This window comes from Streptomyces sp. NPDC059524, assembly GCF_042749255.1.
Taxonomy (GTDB): Bacteria; Actinomycetota; Actinomycetes; order Streptomycetales; family Streptomycetaceae; genus Streptomyces; species Streptomyces xanthii.
The window spans coordinates 1-6,653 of the sequence record NZ_JBHYTK010000008.1 but is presented as its reverse complement, the minus strand read 5'-3'; the positions used below and the strand labels follow the sequence as shown (position 1 = coordinate 6,653).

Here is a 6,653-nt window from a genome sequence, read left to right as displayed (position 1 = left end):
CCTCACACTCCCATCCACCCCCACACCCCGCCCCCCCCCCCCCGTCACAAACCCCCCCGCGCGCCCCCCCCCCCCCCCCCCCCCCGGCGGGGGGGGCCCCCCCCCCCGGGGGGGCCCCCCCCCCACATTCGCTTCAGCGCTGCTCAGAGCAGGGCTCAGGCAGAGACGACCTCGACGTTGACCTTGGCGGCAACCTCGGGGTGCAGACGCACGGTCGCCGAGTGGGCGCCCAGCGTCTTGATCGGCGAGCCCAGCTCGACGCGGCGCTTGTCGACCTTCGGGCCGCCCGCGGTCTCGATCGCCGAAGCGACGTCAGCCTGCGTGACGGAACCGAACAGACGACCGGCGTCGCCGGAGCGGACGGCCAGACGGACCTTGACACCCTCGAGCTGGGCCTTGATCTCGTTGGCCTGCTCGATGGTCGCGATCTCGTGGATCTTGCGGGCGCGGCGGATCTGCGCCACGTCCTGCTCGCCACCCTTGGTCCAGCGGATCGCGAAACCACGCGGGACCAGGTAGTTGCGGGCGTACCCGTCCTTGACGTCGACGACGTCGCCGGCGGTGCCGAGGCCAGAGACCTCGTGGGTCAGGATGATCTTCATTTTTCGGTCACCCTTCCCTTATCGCGCGGTGGACGTGTAGGGCAGCAGCGCCATCTCACGGCTGTTCTTCACGGCCGTGGCGACGTCACGCTGGTGCTGCGTGCAGTTGCCGGTCACGCGGCGGGCACGGATCTTGCCGCGGTCGGAAATGAACTTCCGCAGCATGTTCGTGTCCTTGTAGTCCACGTACGTGACCTTGTCCTTGCAGAAAGCGCAGACCTTCTTCTTCGGCTTGCGCACAGGCGGCTTCGCCATGGTGTTTCTCCTGTGTGATCAAGAAGTGTGGGTACGAGCCCGGCCCCGGAAGGGCACTGGTCCCTAGAAGGGGGGCTCGTCCGAGTAGCCGCCGCCGGAGCCGCCGGAGCTTCCGCCCCAGCCGCCACCGCCGCCGCCCTGCTGCTGGCCGCCGCCGGCCGGCGAACCGGTCGCCCAGGGGTCGTCGGCGGGAGCACCGCCGCCACCCTGCTGCTGACCGCCACCGGGGCCACCGCCCCAGCCACCGCCCTGCTGGCCGCCGCCACCGCCGCCGTATCCACCCTGGCCACCGCGGCCGCCACCACTGGTCTTGGTGACCTTGGCCGTGGCGCTGCGCAGGCTGGCGCCGACTTCCTCGACGTCCAGCTCGTAGACCGTGCGCTTGACGCCCTCACGGTCCTCGTAGGACCGCTGCTTCAGCCGGCCCTGCACGATGACGCGCATGCCTCGCTGGAGCGACTCCGCGACGTTCTCCGCCGCCTGACGCCAGACCGAGCAGGTCAGGAACAGGCTCTCGCCGTCCTTCCACTCGTTCGTCTGACGGTCGAAGGTGCGGGGAGTGGACGCGACACGGAACTTCGCGACCGCCGCACCGGAGGGGGTGAAGCGCAGCTCGGGGTCGTCGACAAGATTGCCGACGACCGTGATGACGGTCTCGCCTGCCATGGAAAACCTCTCGGCGGGTTTGCTGCGGACTGCTTGCTGCTACTCGAATCCCGAGTGCCGCTGAACTAGGAAGTTCAGTGGGTCTCGGGGCGGAGGACCTTGGTCCGGAGGACCGACTCGTTCAGGTTCATCTGGCGGTCGAGCTCCTTGACGACCGCAGGCTCGGCCTGCAGGTCGATGACCGAGTAGATGCCCTCGGGCTTCTTCTTGATCTCGTACGAGAGACGACGACGGCCCCAGGTGTCGACCTTCTCCACCTTTCCGTTGCCCTCACGGACGACGGAGAGGAAGTTCTCGATCAGGGGGGCGACAGCGCGCTCCTCCAGATCGGGGTCGAGGATGACCATCACCTCGTAGTGACGCATGTGGAACCCACCTCCTTTGGACTCAGCGGCCACGGTCGTTCCGTGGCAGGAGGGTTGTTATGCGTGAGCAACGGTATCGGGGACCACTGACAATCGGCCCTCGTAGAGGAGGGCCGAGCAGATCAGCGGGCCTGCATCCCTGGTCGGGATGTGGACAGACACCGATGCAGACGGTACAGACTACCCGCACCTCGGCTTCCGGTTGAAATCCGGCAGCGGACAGCCGCACTCTGTACACATCGGGTGTGTATGGCGCTACGATGCGCCGCCTTCCGCAGGAGGTGCCCTCATGGCACAAGCAATGCGACCCAACAGCACCACGGCCGGCTCTCTTCTCGCCACGGACGGAAAGCCCCATCCGCTCCAGGACACGCTGCTCGGCGTGACGGTGGTGCTCGGCGCGATCGCGATCATCACCTCGATCTGGAGCGGGCTGCACCTGCTCAGCTCCTGGGCGGGGCTCGTCGGGATCCTGACCGGGGCGTACGGCCAGTTCATCTCGGTGACGACCCGCGAGCGGTTCGGGATGATTCTGGGGCTCGGTGCCTCGGCGGTCGGCTTCTTCATCGGCATGGCGCACGGAGGCCTCTTCGGCGGCGTGATCGGCTGAGGTCACACGGTCCGACGCGGACTGACCTCCATACGGCCAGTCGGGGCGCTCGCAGGGCGCAGTAGGCTTCGGCGCGAGAGCCGGAGCCCCTGTACCCATGGGGACACACCAGCCCGAGGAGCGCCCCGAATGAGCCTGACCCTGAGGACCATCAGTCGCGAGCAGCATCTGGCGTACATCCAGAGCCTGCCGTCGGCTAGCCACATGCAGGTCCCCGCATGGGCAGATGTGAAGTCGGAGTGGCGCTCCGAGAACCTCGGCTGGTTCGACGACAAGACCGGCGAGATGGTCGGCGCGGGCCTGGTGCTCTACCGCCAGCTGCCCAAGATCAAGCGTTACCTGGCCTATCTGCCCGAGGGCCCGGTCATCAACTGGTACGCGCCGAACCTCGAAGAGTGGCTGCGGCCGATGCTCGCGCACCTCAAGCAGCAGGGCGCCTTCTCCGTGAAGATGGGCCCGCCGGTCATCATCCGCCGCTGGGAGGCCCCTTCCATCAAGAAGGGCATCCAGGACCCCGATGTGAAGCGCCTGCGCGACATCGAGGCGGACTTCATCGAGCCCCGCGCCTTCGAGGTCGCCGACAAGCTGCGCCGCATGGGCTGGCAGCAGGGCGAGGACGGCGGCGCCGGCTTCGGCGACGTGCAGCCCCGCTACGTCTACCAGGTGCCGCTCGCGAACCGCTCCCTGGAAGAGGTCCACAAGCAGTTCAACCAGCTGTGGCGGCGCAACATCAAGAAGGCCGAGAAGGCCGGCGTCGAGGTCGTCCAGGGCGGCTACCAGGACCTCGCCGAGTGGCAGCGTCTGTACGAGATCACGGCCGTGCGCGACCACTTCCGGCCGCGTCCGCTCTCGTACTTCCAGCAGATGTGGACGGCCCTCAACACCGAGGACCCGAACCGCATGCGGCTGTACTTCGCCCGGCACAACGGGGTGAACCTGTCGGCCGCGACGATGCTCGTCGTCGGCGGGCACGTCTGGTACTCCTACGGCGCCTCGGACAACATCGGCCGTGAGGTCCGGCCCTCGAACGCGATGCAGTGGCGCATGCTGCGCGACGCCTACGCGCTCGGCGCCACGGTCTACGACCTGCGCGGTATCTCCGACTCGCTCGACGAGACGGACCACCTCTTCGGCCTCATCCAGTTCAAGGTCGGCACGGGCGGGCAGGCGGCCGAGTACCTCGGCGAGTGGGACTTCCCGCTCAACAAGCTGCTGCACAAGGCGCTCGACATCTACATGTCGCGGCGCTGACCGGCGGCCGTGCGGGGGACCGTCACAGGTCCTCCCCGGCCCCACCCGCCCCGCTTCCGGGGCGGACCCGGCACAATTCACGTAGCTCCAAAGTTTCTTCATACCTCTGATACACCGCAGCCACGAGAAAGGTTCCGGGACCGGCCATGGCGCTCACGCTCTATGTCGACACCGCGCGCTGGCGGGCACACCACAAGCACGTGCTCGAGCAGTTTCCGGGGCTCGTCCCCGTCTGCAAGGGCAACGGCTACGGCTTCGGCCACGAACGCCTCGCGGAGGAGGCGACCCGTATGGGGTCGGACATCCTCGCCGTGGGCACCACGTACGAGGCCGCCCGGATCAAGGACTGGTTCAGCGGTGACCTGCTGGTCCTGACGCCGTTCCGGCGCGGCGAGGAGCCGGTGCCGCTGCCCGACCGCGTCATCCGCTCCGTCTCCTCCGTGGACGGCGTCCACGGCCTGGTCGGCGCCCGTGTCGTCATCGAGGTCATGTCCTCGATGAAGCGGCACGGGGTGAGCGAGCAGGACCTTCCGCAGCTCGCGCACGCCATCCAGGACGTGCGGCTGGAGGGCTTCGCCATCCACCTGCCGCTGGACCGCACCGACGGCTCGGACGCCGTCGAGGAGGTCATCGGCTGGATGGACCGGCTGCGCGCGGCCCGTCTGCCGCTGCACACGATGTTCGTCAGCCACCTCAAGGCCGAGGAACTCGCGCGCCTGCAGCAGCAGTTCCCGCAGACCCGCTTCCGCGCGCGCATCGGCACGCGCCTGTGGCTGGGCGACCACGACGCGACCGAGTACCGCGGCGCCGTCCTGGACGTCACGCGGGTCGCCAAGGGCGACCGGTTCGGTTACCGCCAGCAGAAGGCGGCCTCCGACGGCTGGCTGGTGGTCGTGGCGGGCGGTACGTCGCACGGGGTGGGCCTGGAGGCCCCGAAGGCGCTGCACGGCGTCATGCCGCGCGCCAAGGGCGTCGCCCGCGCCGGCCTCGCGACGGTGAACCGGAATCTCGCGCCGTTCGTCTGGGGCGGCAAGCAGCGCTGGTTCGCCGAGCCGCCGCACATGCAGGTGTCGATCCTGTTCGTGCCCGCGGACGCTCCCGAGCCGCAGGTCGGTGAGGAGCTGGTGGCCCATCTGCGGCACACCACCACGCAGTTCGACCGTCTCGTGGACCGCTGAGGGGCGCCACAGAGCCGAACGGAAGGGGCCGGACACCCAGCGGTGTCCGGCCCCTTCCGCGCGCTCTGAGCGTGCCCTGACGGGCTGTTCGCTCAGAGTGAACCGTCGGGGTCCTTGCCCCAGTTCACCGGTGGCGGCGGCTCCGCCTCGTGCTCCTTCTCCCAAGCCACGTAGGCCGCATGCCCGAAGACGAACCGGTCCTCGGCCCCGTCCAGCACCCCGCCCGACGGATCGTCGTCGCCGGAGCGCCGCACCACGTCGCGTTCGGGCAGCCAGATGTCGCGCACGATGATCGCGCAGAGGTAGAGCGTGCCCAGGAGGTGGGTGATCACGGCGGCCTGGTAGCCGTCGGTCGGCAGTCCCTGGTGCTTGTCGCCGCTGGTCGTGTACGCGAGGTACATCCAGATCCCGAGGAAGTACACGACCTCACAGGCCTGCCAGACGAGGAAGTCCCGCCACTTGGGCCGGGCCAGGGCGGCGAGCGGGATCAGCCAGAGGACGTATTGCGGCGAGTAGACCTTGTTGGTGAGGATGAAGGCCGCGACGACCAGGAACGCGAGCTGCGCGAAGCGCGGCCTGCGCGGCGCGGTCAGCGCGAGCGCGGCGACACCGAGGCAGGCCAGGACCATGAGGGCCGAGGCCAGGGTGTTGACCACGTCCGTGTCGAGCGGGGTGTCCATGTGCTGGGAGATGACCAGCCAGAACGAGCCGAAGTCGACGCCCCGTTCCTGGCTGAAGGTGTAGAACTTCGACCAGCCGTCCGGCGCCATGAGCATCACCGGCAGGTTCATGGCCAGCCAGGCCACGACCGCTCCGAACGCGGCCACGGCGAACTCCCGCCACTTCCCGGCGCGCCAGCACAGGACGAACAGCGGGCCGAGCAGCAGCGCGGGATAGAGCTTGGCGGCCGTGGCGAGCCCGATGAGGATGCCGAACGCGACGGTGCGGCCGCGGGACCACATCAGCATCGCCGCGGCGGTGAGCGCCACGGCGAAGAGGTCCCAGTTGATGGTGGAGGTCAGGGCGAACGCGGGCGCGAGAGCGACCAGGAGGCCGTCCCAGGGGCGCCTGCGGTGCGTCCGGGCCACGCACGCGGCGATGACCGCGGCGCAGATCATCAGCATCCCGGCGTTGACCATCCAGTACACCTGCTCCTGGTGCTGGATGGTGCCGCTGCCGGGCGTGAGCCAGGCGGCGACCTCCATGAACACACCGGTGAGCACCGGGTACTCGAGGTACTCCATGTCGCCGGGCAGCCGGTCGAAGTACGGGATGAGGCCGTCGGCGAATCCGCGGCCCTGGTAGAGGTGCGGGATGTCCGAGTAGCAGGCGTGCGTGTACTGCGAGCTGGCGCCGTAGAACCAGGCGCCGTCGTAGCAGGGGAACTTCTGCACCATGCCGAGCGCGAACATGCCGATCATGACGAGCGCGATGACCCGTACGGGGGTCCACCAGGACCGGCCGGTGAGGGCCCGCCACCCGATGGGGCCCCCGAGGAACTCGCTGCCGGCGGCGGCGACCTTGTCCTCCCTGGTCGGCCGCACCTGCTCCGGCTCCTCCGGCTTCACATGCGTCGTCTCTGCACTGGGCATGCCGCACATCCTGCCGTACGAGTCTGGGTACAGGGCGAGGGGGGCGGCGCGGCCGCCTGGTGGGGGCGCGCCCCCCTGTAATGGGGTGAGGCTCTGTTGGAGAGTTTAAACAAGAGATTTATCGAGGCTGTGAA

The 6,653-nt window shown here is 68.8% G+C and carries 8 protein-coding genes; 3 read left to right on the top strand and 5 right to left on the bottom strand.

Annotation, left to right across the window (positions count from 1 at the left end):
• Window positions 1-155 precede the first annotated feature (155 nt).
• From rplI to rpsF, 4 genes are all read right to left on the bottom strand, one after another.
• Complete coding sequence (rplI, locus tag ACFW9D_RS03580) at window positions 156-602, bottom strand: 50S ribosomal protein L9 (RefSeq protein WP_188337943.1); 447 nt, start codon at window positions 600-602, stop codon at window positions 156-158.
• A gap of 18 nt (window positions 603-620) precedes the next feature.
• Window positions 621-857, bottom strand: coding sequence for a 30S ribosomal protein S18 (gene rpsR / locus ACFW9D_RS03575; RefSeq protein ID WP_003949403.1), 237 nt, complete (start codon window positions 855-857; stop codon window positions 621-623).
• A 63-nt stretch (window positions 858-920) separates the two neighbouring features.
• Window positions 921-1,523 (bottom strand): single-stranded DNA-binding protein, encoded by a 603-nt coding sequence (locus ACFW9D_RS03570; protein WP_188337944.1) that lies wholly within the window; start codon window positions 1,521-1,523, stop codon window positions 921-923.
• A 74-nt stretch (window positions 1,524-1,597) separates the two neighbouring features.
• On the bottom strand, window positions 1,598-1,888 hold the full coding sequence (rpsF, locus tag ACFW9D_RS03565; RefSeq protein WP_005482942.1) for a 30S ribosomal protein S6: 291 nt from the start codon (window positions 1,886-1,888) through the stop codon (window positions 1,598-1,600).
• Between the two features lie 289 nt (window positions 1,889-2,177).
• On the opposite strand from rpsF, the gene ACFW9D_RS03560 reads away from it, so the two are divergent.
• From ACFW9D_RS03560 to ACFW9D_RS03550, 3 genes are all read left to right on the top strand, one after another.
• Window positions 2,178-2,498, top strand: a complete 321-nt coding sequence (locus tag ACFW9D_RS03560; RefSeq protein ID WP_188337945.1) for a hypothetical protein — start codon at window positions 2,178-2,180, stop codon at window positions 2,496-2,498.
• Between the two features lie 129 nt (window positions 2,499-2,627).
• On the top strand, window positions 2,628-3,749 hold the full coding sequence (gene femX, locus ACFW9D_RS03555; protein WP_188337946.1) for a peptidoglycan bridge formation glycyltransferase FemX: 1,122 nt from the start codon (window positions 2,628-2,630) through the stop codon (window positions 3,747-3,749).
• A gap of 146 nt (window positions 3,750-3,895) precedes the next feature.
• A complete protein-coding gene (locus ACFW9D_RS03550; RefSeq protein ID WP_188337947.1) occupies window positions 3,896-4,927 on the top strand; it encodes an alanine racemase in 1,032 nt (343 codons plus the stop codon).
• 92 nt (window positions 4,928-5,019) lie between these two features.
• Here the strand turns inward: ACFW9D_RS03550 and ACFW9D_RS03545 are convergent, their stop codons facing one another.
• Window positions 5,020-6,528, bottom strand: coding sequence for a glycosyltransferase family 87 protein (locus ACFW9D_RS03545; protein ID WP_384617280.1), 1,509 nt, complete (start codon window positions 6,526-6,528; stop codon window positions 5,020-5,022).
• Between the last annotated feature and the right edge of the window lie 125 nt (window positions 6,529-6,653).